This is a genomic window from Streptomyces sp. V4I8, assembly GCF_041261225.1.
Classification (GTDB): domain Bacteria; phylum Actinomycetota; class Actinomycetes; order Streptomycetales; family Streptomycetaceae; genus Streptomyces.
The window spans coordinates 5,782,190-5,796,219 of record NZ_JBGCCN010000001.1 but is presented as its reverse complement, the minus strand read 5'-3'; the positions used below and the strand labels follow the sequence as shown (position 1 = coordinate 5,796,219).

Sequence of the window (14,030 nt, the reverse complement as noted above, 5' to 3'; positions counted from 1 at the left end):
AGCCCGTTTCCTCTCCGGATGTAACGACCGTTTTGCCCGTTTATCGTGGGCCCGTGGCCCAGGACACCGTGCAGCCGCTACCCGCCCCGGCGACCCCGGCCCGGGCACTGCTGCCGTTGATCCTCCCCGCTCTCGTGGTGGGGGTGGCGGCGAGTCTGCTCCTTCTCGGGGTGGAGTCGGCGGCCGAGGAGCTCCAGGACGTGCTCTGGCGGAACCTGCCCGACGCGCTGGGGGTGGGCCGGTATTCCGTGCTGTGGATGATCGTCATGCTCACCGCCACCGGCGTGGCCGTCGGCCTGGTGGTGTGGAAGGTGCCGGGGCATGCCGGTCCCGACCCGGCCACCACCGGCCTTGACGCTCCCGTGCTGCCGCTCGCCGTGCTGCCGGGGCTGCTGCTGGCGACCGCGCTGATGCTCGCGGGCGGGCCGAGTCTCGGGCCCGAGAACCCGATCATCGCCGTGAACGTGGCTCTCACCTTCTGGCTGGGCCGGCGGCTGGTTCCCCGGGCGCCGGGCAGCCTGTGGGCGGCGCTGGCGGAGGCGGCGACGATCGGCGCCCTGTTCGGTACTCCGGTGGCGGCGGCGCTGATCCTCTCCGAGGCCCTGGCCGGACGGCAGCTGAAGGGGGCGTTGTGGGACAACGTCTTCGCGCCGCTCGTCGCCGCCGCCGCGGGCTCGCTGACGACCACTCTGGTGGCCCATCCGAGTTTCGATCTGCATCTGCCCGCTTTCGGGCAGCCCGGCTGGGGCGATCTGCTGGCGGCGCTGGTGGTCGCGTCCGTCGCCGCGCTGCTCGGCATGTGTGCCGTCCGTGCCTTCCCGTACGTCCACGGCGCGTTCGCCCGGCTGAGGCATCCCATGGTGGCGCTTCCGGTCGGCGGGCTGGTGCTGGGCCTGCTCGGCGCGCTGGGCGGCCATCTCACGCTCTTCAAGGGGCTGGACGAGGTCGGGGAGATCGCGGCCGATCCCGACGGCTGGTCGGCCGGGGAGTTCGCGACGATGACGGTGGTGAAGCTGGCCGCGCTGCTGGTCGCCGCGTCCTGCGGCTTCCGCGGCGGGCGGATCTTCCCGGCCGTGTTCGTGGGCGCCGCCCTCGGGCTGTGCGCCCATGCCCTCGTGCCCGCCGTCCATCCCGCGGTCGGTGTCGCGGCGGGCGTGCTGGGCGTGCTCCTCGCCATCACCCGGCAGGGCTGGGTGAGCCTGTTCACGGCCGCCGTGCTGGTGTCCTCGCCGTCGGTCATCGCCCTGCTGTGCATGGCCTCGCTGCCGGCCTGGCTGCTGGTGACCGGACGCCCCCAGATGCAGCTGCGCGACGACGGAACCCCCGTGCGCTGACCCCCACCGCCCCCCTTTCAGGAAACTCAGGAGAAAGCCCATGCCGCTGCACAAAGGCCCCGAGGAACCCGACGAGCGCCCGCTGTCCGTCAATCCCTTCTACGGGGAGGCGAACCCGGTCGGCGGCATGACGGAGGCCCCGCCCAAGCACCGGCTGCCGGACACTCCCCTGTCTCCCTCGACGGCGTACCAGCTCGTGCACGACGAGCTGATGCTGGACGGCAACTCCCGGCTCAACCTGGCCACCTTCGTCACCACCTGGATGGAGCCGCAGGCCGGGATCCTGATGGGCGAGTGCCGGGACAAGAACATGATCGACAAGGACGAGTACCCGCGCACCGCCGAGTTGGAGCGGCGCTGTGTGGCGATGCTCGCCGATCTGTGGAACGCCCCCGACCCGTCGGCGGCGGTGGGGTGTTCGACGACCGGGTCGAGCGAGGCGTGCATGCTCGCCGGGATGGCGCTCAAGCGGCGGTGGGCGCAGCGCAACGCCGACCGCTATCCCGCACACGACGTCCGCCCCAATCTGGTCATGGGCGTCAACGTCCAGGTCTGCTGGGACAAGTTCTGCAACTTCTGGGAGGTGGAGGCCCGGCAGGTCCCCATGGAGGGCGACCGCTTCCATCTCGATCCGCAGGCGGCGGCCGCACTGTGCGACGAGAACACCATCGGGGTCGTCGGCGTCCTCGGCTCCACCTTCGACGGCTCCTACGAGCCGATCGCCGAGCTGTGCGCCGCCCTCGACGAACTGCAGGAGCGCACCGGCCTCGACGTCCCGGTGCACGTCGACGGCGCGTCGGGCGCCATGGTCGCGCCCTTCCTCGACGAGGACCTGGTCTGGGACTTCCGGCTGCCGAGGGTGGTCTCCATCAACACCTCGGGTCACAAGTACGGGCTCGTCTACCCGGGTGTCGGCTGGGCGCTGTGGCGCGACCGGGCGTCCCTGCCCGAGGAACTCGTCTTCCGCGTCAACTACCTGGGCGGCGACATGCCGACCTTCGCGCTCAACTTCTCCCGGCCGGGCGCCCAGGTGGTCGCGCAGTACTACACCTTCCTGCGCCTCGGCCGCGAGGGCTACCGGGCCGTGCAGCAGACCACCCGGGAGGTCGCCCTGGGCATCTCCGAACGCGTGGCGGCCCTCGGCGACTTCCGGCTGCTGACCCGGGGCGACGAGCTCCCGGTGTTCGCCTTCACGACCTTGCCGGAGGTGACGGCCTACGACGTCTTCGACGTCTCCCGGCGGCTGCGTGAGAACGGCTGGCTGGTCCCGGCGTACACCTTCCCGGCGAACCGCGAGGACCTGTCCGTCCTGCGGGTCGTCTGCCGCAACGGCTTCTCCGCCGATCTCGGCGAGCTGTTCGTGGAGGACCTGAGCCGAGTGCTGCCGGAGCTGCGTCGGCAGCCGCGCCCCTTCACCCAGGACAAGGGGGCGGCCACCGGCTTCCACCACTAGGCCGGACTTCGCGGACGCGGCCTAGGTGTGCTGTCCGGGGACGTTGGTGACAGGCGACACGCCTTGGCTGGTCCTTGAACGGGGCGAGGGCCTCTGGGTTCGGTGTGGATTGCGAGATCTACAACCGACTGCCAGGAGGCCCTCGTTGTCCCACCGTAACGCCCCGCTGACGCCGACCGGCAGGCTGCGTCTGGCCCGGTGTGTCGTCGAGGACGGCTGGCCGCTGCGACGGGCCGCGGAATGCTTCCAGGTCAGCCACACCACCGCCGCCCGCTGGGCAGGCCGCTACCGCCGGCACGGAGCAGCGGGCCTGCACGACCGCTCCAGCCGCCCTCATCACAGCCCATGCAAGGCGCCGGCCGCGGTGGAACGACAGGTCGTCCGGCTCAGGCGCGAGCACCACATCGGCCCCGTCCGGCTGGCCGCCCGATGCGGCATCGCCGCCTCCACCGCCCACCGCATCCTCGTCCGGCACGGCCTGCCCGTCCTGGCCGCCACCGACCGGGCCACCGGCGAACCCGTCCGCCGCTACGAACGCAGCCGGCTCGGCGAACTGGTCCACATCGACGTCAAGAAGCTCGGCCGCATCCCCGACGGCGGCGGCCACAAGGTCCTCGGCCGCGCCGACGGCCGCCGCAACAAGACCGGCACCGGATACGCCTACCTCCACACCGCCCTGGACGACCACTCCCGCCTGGCCTACACCGAAGACCTGCCCGACGAGAAGGCCGCCACCTGCGCCGGTTTCCTCCAGCGAGCGGTCGCCTGGTTCGCGGCACGCGGCGTCACCGTCGAGCGGGTCCTGACCGACAATGCCTGGGCCTACACCAAGAACACCTGGCGCCAGACCTGCCACGACCTGGGCATCAGCCCCCGCTGGACGCGTCCCTGGCGGCCACAGACCAACGGCAAGGTCGAACGCTTCCACCGCACCCTGCTCGACGAATGGACCTACCACCGGCCCTACACCTCAGACGCCGAACGCCAGGCAGCGTTTCCCGACTGGCTGGACTGGTACAACTACCACCGACCCCACACCGGCATCAGCGGCCAAACACCAGCCAGCCGCGTCACCAACCTCTCCGGACAGCACACCTAGGGGCTGTCGTTTGGATCATGCCGACCCGAGCGGGGTCTGCTGAAAGGCGCCGTACGTCACAGCCGGCCTGATCCAAACGAGGGGCCCTAGCGGCTCAGGCGTGAGAACCGCCGTACCGCCAGCGGGAAGAACACGGCGAGCAGCACCAGTGGCCAGACGATCGCCGCCCCGGCGGTCTCCGCGGCCGTGCCGCCGAACAGGTCCCGTGCGGCGGTCGCCGTCTGGGACATCGGATTCCACTCGACGACCGTGCCCAGCCAGCCGGGCATGGTCTCGGGAAGGGCGAGGGCGTTGGACAGGAAGCCGATCGGCCAGACCAGGATCTGCACCGCCTGCACCATCTCCGGCTTCCCGGCCACCAGCGCCAGGTGGATGCCGATCCACAGCATGGCGAAGCGGAAGAGCAGGAGCAGTCCTACGGCGCCCAGGAAGGCCCCTGGGCCGCCGTCCGCGCGCCAGCCCAGCGCGTACCCGACGCCCATGAGGACGGACAGGGCGAGCACCGACTGGAGCATGTCGGCCGCCGAACGGCCCACCAGGACCGCCCCGTTGGCCATCGGCATGGACCGGAAACGGTCGACGACGCCCTTGTTGAGGTCCTGGGTGACCGCGATCATCGTGCCCTCCAGGCCGAAGGCCATGGTGAGCGCGAGCATGCCGGGGAGGACATAGTCGATGTAGGAGCCCTGGACGCCCCGGCCGCCGCCGATGAGGTACCCGAACATCAGCAGCAGCATCACGGGGAAGACCAGGTTGACCACGACCTGCACGGGCTGTCGGGCCCAGTGGGCGAGTTCACGGCGGGTCATGGTCCAGGAGTCGGTCAGGGCGTGGGCGCTCATGCTCATGCGGGCTCCTTCACTCGCTGCTGGCCACCCGTGAGGTGCAGGAACACCTCGTCGAGCGTCGGCCGGCGCAGTGCGACGTCCTCCGCCTCGATTCCGCCCTCCTCAAGGGCTCGTACGACGCCGGAGAGCGCCGCCATCCGGTCGGTGACCGGGGCGCTGAGCAGGCGGCGGTCGGGGTCGACGGAGACGTCGTCCTTCGGTACGGGCAGCAGGGCGACGGCCGCGCCCAGCTGTCCCGCGTGGCGCAGCACCACGTCGATGCGGTCGCCGCCGGTCAGTGCCTTGAGCTGGTCGGCGGTGCCGTCGGCGATGACGCGGCCGGCGTCGACGACCGAGATGCGGTCGGCGAGCTGGTCGGCCTCTTCGAGGTACTGGGTGGTGAGCAGGACCGTCGTGCCGCCGCCGACCAGGGAGCGGACCGCGGACCAGACCTCGGTGCGGCCGCGCGGGTCGAGGCCGGTGGTGGGTTCGTCCAGGAAGAGCACCTCCGGGTCGGTGATGAGGGACGCCGCCAGATCCAGTCGCCGGCGCATGCCGCCGCTGTACTGCTTCACGGGTTTGCGGCCGGTGTCGGCGAGGCCGAAGCGCTCCAGCAGCTCGTCGGCGCGCACGCGCGCGGGGCGGGTGCCGAGGTGGTGGAGACGGCCGAACATCTCCAGGTTCTGATGGCCGCCCAACTCCTCGTCCAGGGCGGCGTGCTGGCCGAGGAGTCCGATGCGCAGCCGTACGTCGTACGCCTGGCGCACCACGTCGTGTCCGGCCACCTCGACATGGCCGCTGTCCGGCCGCAGCAGGGTGGACAGGATCCGGACCAGGGTCGTCTTGCCCGCGCCGTTCGGGCCGAGCACCCCGTGCACGGTGCCGCGCGCGACCGTGAGGTCGAGCCCGTCCAGTGCGTGTCTGCCCGCTTTGCCGCCGTACCTCTTGCATGCCTTTTCGACGGTGATCGCCGCGTCGGCCACTGAGACCCCCTCGCTAGTCAAACTTGACTACCCGCTCAAAGTAGACCAGCACTGGGAGTTAGTCAAACTTGATTAGAGGGCGTCCCCGGGATGGGACTCCCCCGTCGCGTACGGGTTCTCCTCGCCCTGGGCCAGCACGCCGACGAACGGATCTCCCTCGTCGACGAACGTGTAGGCGCCCCGTTCGAGCCGCTCGATCAGCTCGCTGGTCCAGCCCCGCTCGGAGTCCGCCGTATGGACCCACATGTTCATGATCTCGCCGATGTGGCCGAGCTGCTCGGGCCCCTCCTCGGGCACGTAGTGGGCCACGACGGAGGCCCGCCACTCCTCGATCCGCCGGGTCCGCTCCTTCAGCAGTGTCACGGCCTCGGCCCTCGGCAGATCGACCATGAAGCCGAGGGCCGCCGTCTTCACGTCTCCCCGCTGGTCGTACGTGACCAGCGCGTCACGCAGCAGCGTGAAGTACTGCTCGGTGCCCGCGTCCGTGAGTTCGTACTCCGTGCGCGGCGGCCCCCCGGCCGTGGACGGCGCGATCTCGTGGGCGTGCAGCAGGCCCTGCTTCGCCATCTGCTTGAGCGCGTGGTAGATCGAGCCGGGCTTGGCGTTGGACCACTCGTGCGCGCCCCAGTACTCCAGGTCGTTGCGCACCTGGTAGCCGTGGGCGCGGCCGTGCATACGGACCGCGCCGAGCACGAGGAGACGGATCGCTGACATGCGGTCCAGGTTATGACCTCGGTTTCCGGCAGGAGCAGCCAGGAAGCCTCAGAACGGGAACCCGCTCCTGCCGTGCTGCACCGAGATCCACTTGATCGTCGTGAACGCGTCCAGCATCGTCTCGCCGTTCAGGCGGCCGAGGCCGGAGTGCTTCTCGCCGCCGAAGGGGACGATCGGCTCGTCGTGGACCGTGCCGTCGTTCACATGGAACATGCCGGTGTCGATCTGCTTGGCGAAGGAGACCCCGCGCTCGATGTTCCCGGTGTGGACGGCACCGCTCAGGCCGTACGGGGTGTCGTTGACGAGGCGTACGGCCTCCTCCTCTCCGTCGAACGGGACGAGGAAGGCGACCGGCCCGAAGACCTCCTGCCGGAGCAGGGCGGAGTCGGCGGGGACGTCCGTGAGGACGGAGGGCTCGACCAGGTTGTCGGTCGTCGTGCCGTGCACCAGGGCCGTCGCACCCTCGGCGATGGCCTGCTCGACGGCTGCCGAGATCGCGTCCGCCTGGGACGAGTTGATCACCGGCCCGATGACGGTCTGCGGGTCGCGAGGGTCGCCGGCCTTGAGGGTCTTCACCTTGGCGACGAACTTCTCGGTGAACTCGTCCGCGACCGAGCGGTCCACGAGGACCCGGTTCGCGGCCATGCAGACCTGGCCCTGGTGGACGTACCGGCTGAAGACCGCCGCGTCGACCGCGTAGTCGATGTCGGCGTCGTCGAGGACCACGATCGCGCTGTTGCCGCCGAGTTCGAGGACCGAGCGCTTGAAGAGCGAGGCGCAGACGGTGGCGACGTGGCGGCCGACCTTGTCGGAGCCGGTGAAGGAGATGACCTTCGGGACCGGGTGCTCGATGAAGGCGTCGCCGATCTCGGCGATGTCCGTGACGACGACGTTGAGGAGACCGGCGGGCAGGCCCGCGTCCTCGAAGATCTTCGCGACCAGGGTGCCGCCGCAGATCGGGGTGCTCTGGTGCGGCTTGAGGACCACGGCGTTGCCAAGTGCCAGCGCCGGGGCGACCGACTTGACGGAGAGGAGGAAGGGGAAGTTGAAGGGGCTGATCACGCCCACGACGCCGACCGGGACGCGGTAGACGCGGTTCTCCTTGCCGTCCGTCGGCGACGGGATGATCCTGCCCTCGGGGCGCAGCGCCAGGTGGATCGCCTCGCGCAGGAACTCCTTGGCGAGGTGGAGTTCGAAGGCCGCCTTCAGCCGGGTGCCGCCGAGCTCGGCGATGATCGCCTCGGTGATCTCCTGCTCGCGGTCCTCTATCAGGCGCAGCGCCTTCTCGAAGACGCCGCGGCGGGCGTACGGGTTGGTCGCGGCCCACTGCTTCTGGGCGCGGGCGGCCGCCTTGTAGGCGTCGTCCACCTCGTCGACCGTGGCTATCGTGATCGACGCCAGCTTCTCGCCGTCGTACGGATTGAAGTCGATGATGTCCCAGGAACCTGAGCCCGGGCGCCACTCGCCGTCGATGTACTGCTGAGCCAGGTCGGTGAAGTAGGACGACATGTGATCCCTCAATCCCTAGCGGACACCCGCTCGACTGATCACGGACGCCTTGATCGCCTTGATCGGGCTTGATCGGCCTTGATCGTCTTCACGGTCTGATCACGCGTCATCGTACTTGCGTTTCAAGAGAGTTGGAGGAGGCCCCTGAGAAGATCCCGGCTCTCGTCCGGGCCCGGGCTGTCCTGCTGGAGCTCCTTCAGCGCCTTCTCGTACTGGGTGACGTCCTCGTGCTTGTCGAGATAGAGCGCGCTGGTGAGCTGCTCCAGATAGACGACGTCCGAGAGGTCGGACTCGGGGAAGCTGAGGATCGTGAAGGCGCCGGACTCGCCGGAGTGGCCGCCGAAACTGAACGGCATGATCTGCAGCCGTACGTTGGGCCGCTGGGAGATCTCGATGAGGTGCTGGAGCTGGCCGCGCATCACCTCGCGGTCGCCGTACGGGCGGCGCAGGGCGGCCTCGTCCAGGACGATGTGGAACTCGGGGGCGCCGTCGTCGAGGAGGTACTTCTGCCGTTCCAGGCGCAGCGCCACACGCTTTTCGACGTCGGACGCGCTCGCGCCCTTCATGCCGCGCCTGACGACCGCCCGGGCATACGCCTCGGTCTGCAACAGGCCGTGCACGAACTGCACTTCGTAGGCGCGGATGAGGCTGGCCGCGCCTTCCAGGCCGACGTAGGTGGGGAACCAGCTGGGCAGGACGTCGGAGTAGCTGTGCCACCAGCCGGCGACGTTGGCCTCGCGGGCGAGGGAGAGGAGTGAGGCGCGCTCCTGCTCGTCCGTGATGCCGTAGAGCGTGAGCAGGTCTTCGACGTCTCGCGTCTTGAAGCTCACCCGGCCCAGCTCCATCCGGCTGATCTTCGACTCGGAGGCTCGGATCGAGTAACCCGCCGCCTCGCGCGTGATCCCGCGCGCTTCCCGCAGTCGCCTCAGTTGCGAGCCGAGCAGCATGCGCCGCACCACCGATCCGGGCTCTCCCGCGCTCACCTTCGCCAGCCTCCCCAACCGTCTTCAGGGCCCGCAGTCTGCCACTAAATCACTTCGAGCTGTACTCGTCCGATTACAGATATGGAAAGAAGACAAGGATTCCTCTCAGGAAGTGGTGAGCGGAAGACAAGGAGAGGGACTGAAGTTGGCGGAAAAAATGGCCAACAAGCGGTACGGGAACGTCCAATTCGGTCACGTGCACGTGCATCTGCCCTTGCATCTGCCCTGCGCATCGGAAACCATGGTCCCGCGCAACCGCTGCATCGCAACGACCGCGAACTCTCGGGAGTGCCTCGCATGGGGACGAATGGATCGACCATGCTCGAGCCGTTACGGCAGGGCCTTCCGCCGCTGGATCCCGCAGCCGTCTCCAACGCCGCCTCCTGCGCATTGCCCGCCCGCTACGAAGCGGTGCGTGAGGCACGGAAGTTCACGCGCCGGACCATGGACCAGTGGGAGCTGGGCGATCGGTTCGATGATGTGTGTCTGGTCGTCTCCGAGTTGGTGACCAATGCGCTGCGGCACGCGCTGCCGGTGGGGACGCAGCGGGGGTGCGAGCAGGCACCGCCGCCTGTGCGACTGCATTTGATGCGGTGGACGGAGCGGCTGGTGTGCGCGGTGCGTGATCCCAGTCATGACAGTCCGGTCGCGCGTGATTCCGACGACTTCTCGGCGGAGTCCGGGCGGGGGCTGTTTCTTGTCGACTCCTTCAGTGACAGCTGGGGGTGGCAGCCGTTGGCGGGGGCGTTGAGCGGGAAGGTCGTCTGGGCGCTGTTTCGGCTTCAGGCGGAGGCGGCGGGCGGGCCGGGGGCCGGTGGGCCGGGGGTCGGCGGGGTGACTTCGGCGGAGTGAGGACGTGCGGGGCTTGCTGACGTCGGGGTTCTACGCGCGTTGCGGTGCCGGAAGGTGCTGGTTGCCCTGATTCGGGGCTTCGCGGGCGGAGCGGGCGGGGCGGAGTGGGCGGGGCAGCTTCAGCCGACGACCAGGTGGTCGAACTCGCCGTCCTTGATGCCGAGGAGCATCGCCTCGATCTCGGCGCGGGTGTAGACGAGGGCCGGGCCGTCCGGGAAGCGGGAGTTGCGTACGGCCACGTCGCCACCGGGGAGGCGGGCGAACTCCACGCAGGAGCCCTGCGAGTTGCTGTGCCGGCTCTTCTGCCAGGCCACCCCGTTCAGCTCCGTGGCTGCCATGCCGTTGTACACGTCGTGGTCCACAGGTCGCTCCCCGGTGGTGCGGTGGCTCGAGGCCAAATGAGGCATGAGTGGTGCGGTAGCAATCGCTTCCGGATCATAGCTCGTTCACGTGCAGCTGCATGAGCAGATGCACGTGCACGCGCGGTGTTCCTGCGGTTACTCCTGTGACGTATGAGGGGCTGTATGCGTTCCAGCGCATGCCCCGGGGTCGCATCACATGCGGGAGCGGGCCGTCGTGCACTGGAACAGACGCGTTCCGGGGCCCTATGTGTTCCACACGACCGGTAGTTGGGTGGGGGTGCCTGCGGCGGCCCGTCTCGGTGGGTGGGGCTGGTCGCGCCCACGCGGCGGTAGCCGCACATTCAACACAGCCCCGCGCCCCTGAGATGCCTGCGGCGGCCCGCTGGTGTCCGGTGGGGGTTCGCGTAGCGCGTGCGGGTGGGTGGGGGGTCGGGGCCGCGTCGGGGGCGTGTCCGTCCTCGGTCCGGTGGTGGGCCTTGCGCGAGAGGTGCCGTTTCTTGCCACCGGACTCTGCGGGCGGACACCCCCGACGCGTCCCCTCACCGCCGTACGCCGCTGACGCGCCGTGGGGGTGGCGGGCCCCCACCTTGAGCGTGGTCTGCCTCAGCGGGTGGCGTACGGGAGGAGGGCCATTTCCCTGGCGTTCTTGATGGCCTGGGCCAGTTGGCGCTGTTGTTGGGCCGTTACTCGGGTGACTCGGCGGCTGCGGATCTTGCCTCGGTCGGAGAGGAACCTTCGTAGGAGGTCGGTGTCCTTGTAGTCGATGTAGGTGATGCCGGCCTGGTCCAGGGGGTTGGGGCGGGGCTTGGTGGGCTTGCGGTCCAGCTTGCGGGGCATGGGGGTCAGACCTCCAGGAGCGTGTCGAAGGCGGGCGGGAGTTGTTTCCAGGCGTCGCGGCCGGCGGCGTACTCGGCGTCGGTCAGGAGGCAGGATTCGAGGAGGTGCTCCAGGCCGTCGCGGTCGAGGGCGGGGGACGTGAAGACCAGGTGCTGGCAGCAGTCGCCGTGCTCGGGGTGCCAGTCCAGGGCGGCGGCGGCCCGGCGTACCGGCGGGACCATGTCCCAGGCCGCGTCGGGGAGCGAGGCCAGCCAGGGGCCCGCGCTTTCCACGCACAGGGCGCCGCCCGCGGCGTCCCAGTGGAGGAGGACGTCCGGTTTGTCGGCCAGCCAGAAGCGGCCCCTGCTGCGGGCAGCCGCGCAGGTCAGGTCCTCCAGGGCCGCGTAGAGGCGTTCCGGGTGGAAGGGGCGGCGGCGGTGCCAGACGAGGGTGGAGACGCCGTGCGCGTCGGCCTCCGCGGGGAGCAGGGCGCAGGCGGGGTGCTGGGCGGCGCCGGCCGACTCGACGTCGAAGCCGGACAGGGCCGCCTGGGCGAGGGGGGAGGAGGGGCGTCGGCGTGGGGGCGGCACCGTCAGGGCGTCCGCGGGCGGTGCGGGGAGGGGGATCTGGCGGGCCGTCGGGTGGAGTTGGGCGAGCAGTTCACGGTCCTCGTCGTCGGCCTCCGGGGAGTCGGCCACGGCGAGGACGGGGGCGTATTCGAGTTGGCGGGCGAAGGTGTCGGCGACCGTGCGCTGGTCGGTCGCCGCGGCCGCCAGGCCCCGCTCGGCGAGGTCGTCGCCGTTGCCCAGGTACGGCAGGACCAGCGCCGGGTCGACCGCGGTGATCACGCCGGTGAGGGTGAGCCCGCCGGCCGTGATCACCTCGGCCATGGCCTTGGGCTCGACCGAGTCCCAGAGTTCGACGATCGCCATGCGGGTGGTGCCGGTGTCCCTGATGCGGAGCAGTTCCGGGACCAGGTCCTCGCGCAGGGCACAGCAGGCGCAGTCGTTGACCAGGGGCGTCCTGTCGGTGGTCACGGTTCCGGTGGCGTCGCGGATCGTGCGTACGACGGTGCCGGCGGTGGCCGTCCCCAGGTCGTGGTGGAGTACGACGCTGTCCGGGACGTCGGTGAGCAGTTGGGCGACCGTCGCCTGGCGTGCGTTTGTGTGCAGGCCGGCGACGATCACGACGGAGAGTTCGGGCACCTCGTCAGGCCTGCTTCCCGTAGCGGCGCTCGAAGCGCTCGACGCGGCCCGCCGTGTCCAGGACGCGGGCCGTGCCCGTGTAGAAGGGGTGGCTGACGTTCGAGATCTCGACGTCGACGACCGGGTAGGTGTGGCCGTCCTCCCACTCGATCGTCTTGTCCGTGGGTACGGCGGCGAGCGTCGAGCGGGTCAGGAACGCGTGGTTCGCTGCCCGGTCACGGAAGACGACGGGGCCGTAGGGCGGGTGGATTCCGTTGCGCATGCCGGTTCAGCGCTCCTCTCGGAAGTCGACGTGGCGGCCGGCGACCGGGTCGTACTTGCGCAGGGTCATACGGTCCGGGTCGTTGCGGCGGTTCTTGCGGGTCACGTAGGTGAAGCCGGTGCCGGCGGTGGACCGGAGCTTGATGACCGGGCGGAGTTCGTTGCGTGCCATGCTGCTATCTTACTGAAAATGAATTCCATTAACAGAAGCTAGCGAGGAGAGGTTCGTCACCTGTGTCCGCCCACTGCATGCTGACCGGCGCCCAGCCCGGGTTCGGCAACTCCATTTCCCACTCACATCGGCGGACCTCCCGCCGCTTCGACCCCAACATCCAGAGCAAGCGCTACTGGCTGCCGAGCGAGGGCCGTCATGTGCGGCTGCGGCTGAGCACCAAGGGGATCAAGACCGTTGACGCGATCGGCGTCGAGGCCGCCGTCGCCCGTATCCGCGCCCGGGGAGTGAAGGTCTGATGGCCAAGAAGAGCAAGATCGCGAAGAACGAGCAGCGGCAGGAGGTCGTCGCGCGGTACGCCGCCCGGCGGGCCGAGCTGAAGGAGATCATCCGGCGGCCGTCGTCCACCGATGCCGAACGGCTGGCCGCGCGGCGGGAGCTGAGCAGGCAGCCGCGGGACGCCAGCGCCACGCGCGTGCGCAACCGCGACCAGGTGGACGGGCGGCCGCGTGGCTACTTCCGTGCCTTTGGGCTGTCCCGGGTGTCGCTGCGGGAGCAGGCGCATGCCGGGTATCTGCCGGGGGTGCGTAAGTCGTCCTGGTAGGGGGCGGGGCGGGGCCGGGTGGTGGGGGCGGTTGCGGTCGTGGGGCCGGGCGAGGTGGTGGGCCGAGCGGGGTGCCGGGCCGGTCGTGGTGCTGGGCCGGTCGTGGTGGGGGGCCGGTCGTGGTGGGGGGCGGGTTGGACTGGTGGAGCCGGTCGGGCTGGTGACCCCTGCTGCGGATTGGACTCCCTGGTAACTTGCTGGCGTCGTTTCGGCCACCTGGCCGACTCGGTCGTATGCCGACCGCTACAGCTTGGGAGCTTCCAGTGATCTCGGCGACTTTCTCCCGTACGCGCACGACGTCGGGCCGGCGGATGCGGGTCGCGGCCGTGGCCGCGTCGCTGGCGGGTGCGCTCGCGCTGACCGCGTGCAGTGGCGACGGTGACTCCGACGCCCAATCCACTGACGGCTCCTCCGCCGGCCCCTCCGCGACCGCCACCGCCGACACGGGTGGCGGTACGGGAGGGTCGGGGTCGGCGTCCGGTGAGCTGGAGGGCAGCTGGCTGGCCACCACCGACGGCAAGGCGGTCGTGCTGGTCGTCACCGGCACCAAGGCCGGGCTCTTCGCGACCGGCGGGACCGTGTGCAGCGGGACCGCCGGTGAGCAGGACGGGATGCGGATGATCCGGCTCAAGTGCCCCGACGGCAGCAAGGACCGGGCGGTCGGGATGGTCGGCTCCGTCGGCAAGGCCCGGCTGAAGGTGACCTGGGAGGGCGGCCTCGGTGCGGAGACGTACACCAGGGCGGAGGGTGGCAAGCTTCCGACGGGGCTGCCTACGGCCGGCCTGGGTTCGTGATGTTTGATCGGTGACTGTCCGCCCCCATCAGTGCGGTGATCGCCGCCCGATCGCCGACGTCA

17 protein-coding genes are annotated in these 14,030 nt (G+C 70.1%); 7 read left to right on the top strand and 10 right to left on the bottom strand.

The genetic code is table 11. The features are described from left to right. Nucleotides 1-53 precede the first annotated feature (53 nt). The 3 genes from ABIE67_RS26385 to ABIE67_RS26375 all read left to right on the top strand — a co-directional run bounded on the left by ABIE67_RS26385 (nucleotide 54) and on the right by ABIE67_RS26375 (nucleotide 3,886). Nucleotides 54-1,334 carry an ion channel protein gene (locus ABIE67_RS26385; RefSeq protein ID WP_370262096.1) on the top strand — a complete coding sequence of 427 codons (1,281 nt, stop codon included), beginning with the start codon at nucleotides 54-56 and terminating at the stop codon, nucleotides 1,332-1,334. 40 nt (nucleotides 1,335-1,374) lie between these two features. Next, nucleotides 1,375-2,787: a glutamate decarboxylase gene (locus ABIE67_RS26380; protein ID WP_370262094.1), complete on the top strand. Its 1,413-nt coding sequence runs from the start codon at nucleotides 1,375-1,377 to the stop codon at nucleotides 2,785-2,787. 145 nt (nucleotides 2,788-2,932) lie between these two features. Then, a complete protein-coding gene (locus ABIE67_RS26375) occupies nucleotides 2,933-3,886 on the top strand; it encodes an IS481 family transposase (RefSeq protein WP_370262091.1) in 954 nt (317 codons plus the stop codon). 86 nt (nucleotides 3,887-3,972) lie between these two features. Here ABIE67_RS26375 and ABIE67_RS26370 read toward each other — a convergent pair whose 3' ends face one another. The 5 genes from ABIE67_RS26370 to ABIE67_RS26350 form a co-directional block, all read right to left on the bottom strand. Continuing rightward, the gene (locus ABIE67_RS26370; RefSeq protein ID WP_370268974.1) at nucleotides 3,973-4,728 is read right to left on the bottom strand and encodes an ABC transporter permease; all 756 of its coding nucleotides are present in this window, start codon (nucleotides 4,726-4,728) and stop codon (nucleotides 3,973-3,975) included. Nucleotides 4,729-4,730: 2 nt separating this feature from the next. Next, nucleotides 4,731-5,696: an ATP-binding cassette domain-containing protein gene (locus ABIE67_RS26365; RefSeq protein ID WP_370262087.1), complete on the bottom strand. Its 966-nt coding sequence runs from the start codon at nucleotides 5,694-5,696 to the stop codon at nucleotides 4,731-4,733. Nucleotides 5,697-5,768: 72 nt separating this feature from the next. Continuing rightward, nucleotides 5,769-6,410 (bottom strand): PadR family transcriptional regulator, encoded by a 642-nt coding sequence (locus tag ABIE67_RS26360; protein ID WP_370262083.1) that lies wholly within the window; start codon nucleotides 6,408-6,410, stop codon nucleotides 5,769-5,771. Between the two features lie 48 nt (nucleotides 6,411-6,458). Then, entirely contained in the window at nucleotides 6,459-7,919 is a 1,461-nt protein-coding gene (locus ABIE67_RS26355) for an aldehyde dehydrogenase family protein (protein WP_370262079.1), read from the bottom strand. Between the two features lie 122 nt (nucleotides 7,920-8,041). After that, the gene (locus tag ABIE67_RS26350) at nucleotides 8,042-8,866 is read right to left on the bottom strand and encodes a helix-turn-helix domain-containing protein (protein ID WP_370268971.1); all 825 of its coding nucleotides are present in this window, start codon (nucleotides 8,864-8,866) and stop codon (nucleotides 8,042-8,044) included. A 333-nt stretch (nucleotides 8,867-9,199) separates the two neighbouring features. Here ABIE67_RS26350 and ABIE67_RS26345 point away from each other — a divergent pair, with 333 nt between their 5' ends. After that, nucleotides 9,200-9,754 (top strand): ATP-binding protein, encoded by a 555-nt coding sequence (locus tag ABIE67_RS26345; protein ID WP_370262075.1) that lies wholly within the window; start codon nucleotides 9,200-9,202, stop codon nucleotides 9,752-9,754. 119 nt (nucleotides 9,755-9,873) lie between these two features. On the opposite strand, the gene ABIE67_RS26340 is transcribed toward ABIE67_RS26345, so the two are convergent. The 5 genes from ABIE67_RS26340 to rpmG form a co-directional block, all read right to left on the bottom strand. Then, entirely contained in the window at nucleotides 9,874-10,161 is a 288-nt protein-coding gene (locus ABIE67_RS26340; protein WP_370262071.1) for a DUF397 domain-containing protein, read from the bottom strand. A 558-nt stretch (nucleotides 10,162-10,719) separates the two neighbouring features. Then, nucleotides 10,720-10,953 carry a 30S ribosomal protein S18 gene (gene rpsR / locus ABIE67_RS26335; RefSeq protein WP_370262067.1) on the bottom strand — a complete coding sequence of 78 codons (234 nt, stop codon included), beginning with the start codon at nucleotides 10,951-10,953 and terminating at the stop codon, nucleotides 10,720-10,722. 5 nt (nucleotides 10,954-10,958) lie between these two features. Further along, nucleotides 10,959-12,137 carry a GTP-binding protein gene (locus tag ABIE67_RS26330; protein WP_370262062.1) on the bottom strand — a complete coding sequence of 393 codons (1,179 nt, stop codon included), beginning with the start codon at nucleotides 12,135-12,137 and terminating at the stop codon, nucleotides 10,959-10,961. Nucleotides 12,138-12,141: 4 nt separating this feature from the next. Beyond that, nucleotides 12,142-12,399, bottom strand: a complete 258-nt coding sequence (locus tag ABIE67_RS26325) for a type B 50S ribosomal protein L31 (RefSeq protein ID WP_370262058.1) — start codon at nucleotides 12,397-12,399, stop codon at nucleotides 12,142-12,144. A gap of 6 nt (nucleotides 12,400-12,405) precedes the next feature. Next, the gene (gene rpmG, locus ABIE67_RS26320; RefSeq protein ID WP_015658813.1) at nucleotides 12,406-12,570 is read right to left on the bottom strand and encodes a 50S ribosomal protein L33; all 165 of its coding nucleotides are present in this window, start codon (nucleotides 12,568-12,570) and stop codon (nucleotides 12,406-12,408) included. 62 nt (nucleotides 12,571-12,632) lie between these two features. On the opposite strand from rpmG, the gene rpmB reads away from it, so the two are divergent. The 3 genes from rpmB to ABIE67_RS26305 all read left to right on the top strand — a co-directional run bounded on the left by rpmB (nucleotide 12,633) and on the right by ABIE67_RS26305 (nucleotide 13,968). Then, on the top strand, nucleotides 12,633-12,869 hold the full coding sequence (gene rpmB / locus ABIE67_RS26315; RefSeq protein ID WP_370262051.1) for a 50S ribosomal protein L28: 237 nt from the start codon (nucleotides 12,633-12,635) through the stop codon (nucleotides 12,867-12,869). Then, the gene (rpsN, locus tag ABIE67_RS26310; protein ID WP_370262045.1) at nucleotides 12,869-13,174 is read left to right on the top strand and encodes a 30S ribosomal protein S14; all 306 of its coding nucleotides are present in this window, start codon (nucleotides 12,869-12,871) and stop codon (nucleotides 13,172-13,174) included. The genes rpmB and rpsN overlap by 1 nt, the downstream gene beginning before the upstream one ends. Nucleotides 13,175-13,485: 311 nt before the next feature. Continuing rightward, a complete protein-coding gene (locus tag ABIE67_RS26305) occupies nucleotides 13,486-13,968 on the top strand; it encodes a hypothetical protein (protein ID WP_370268967.1) in 483 nt (160 codons plus the stop codon). Nucleotides 13,969-14,030 lie beyond the last annotated feature (62 nt).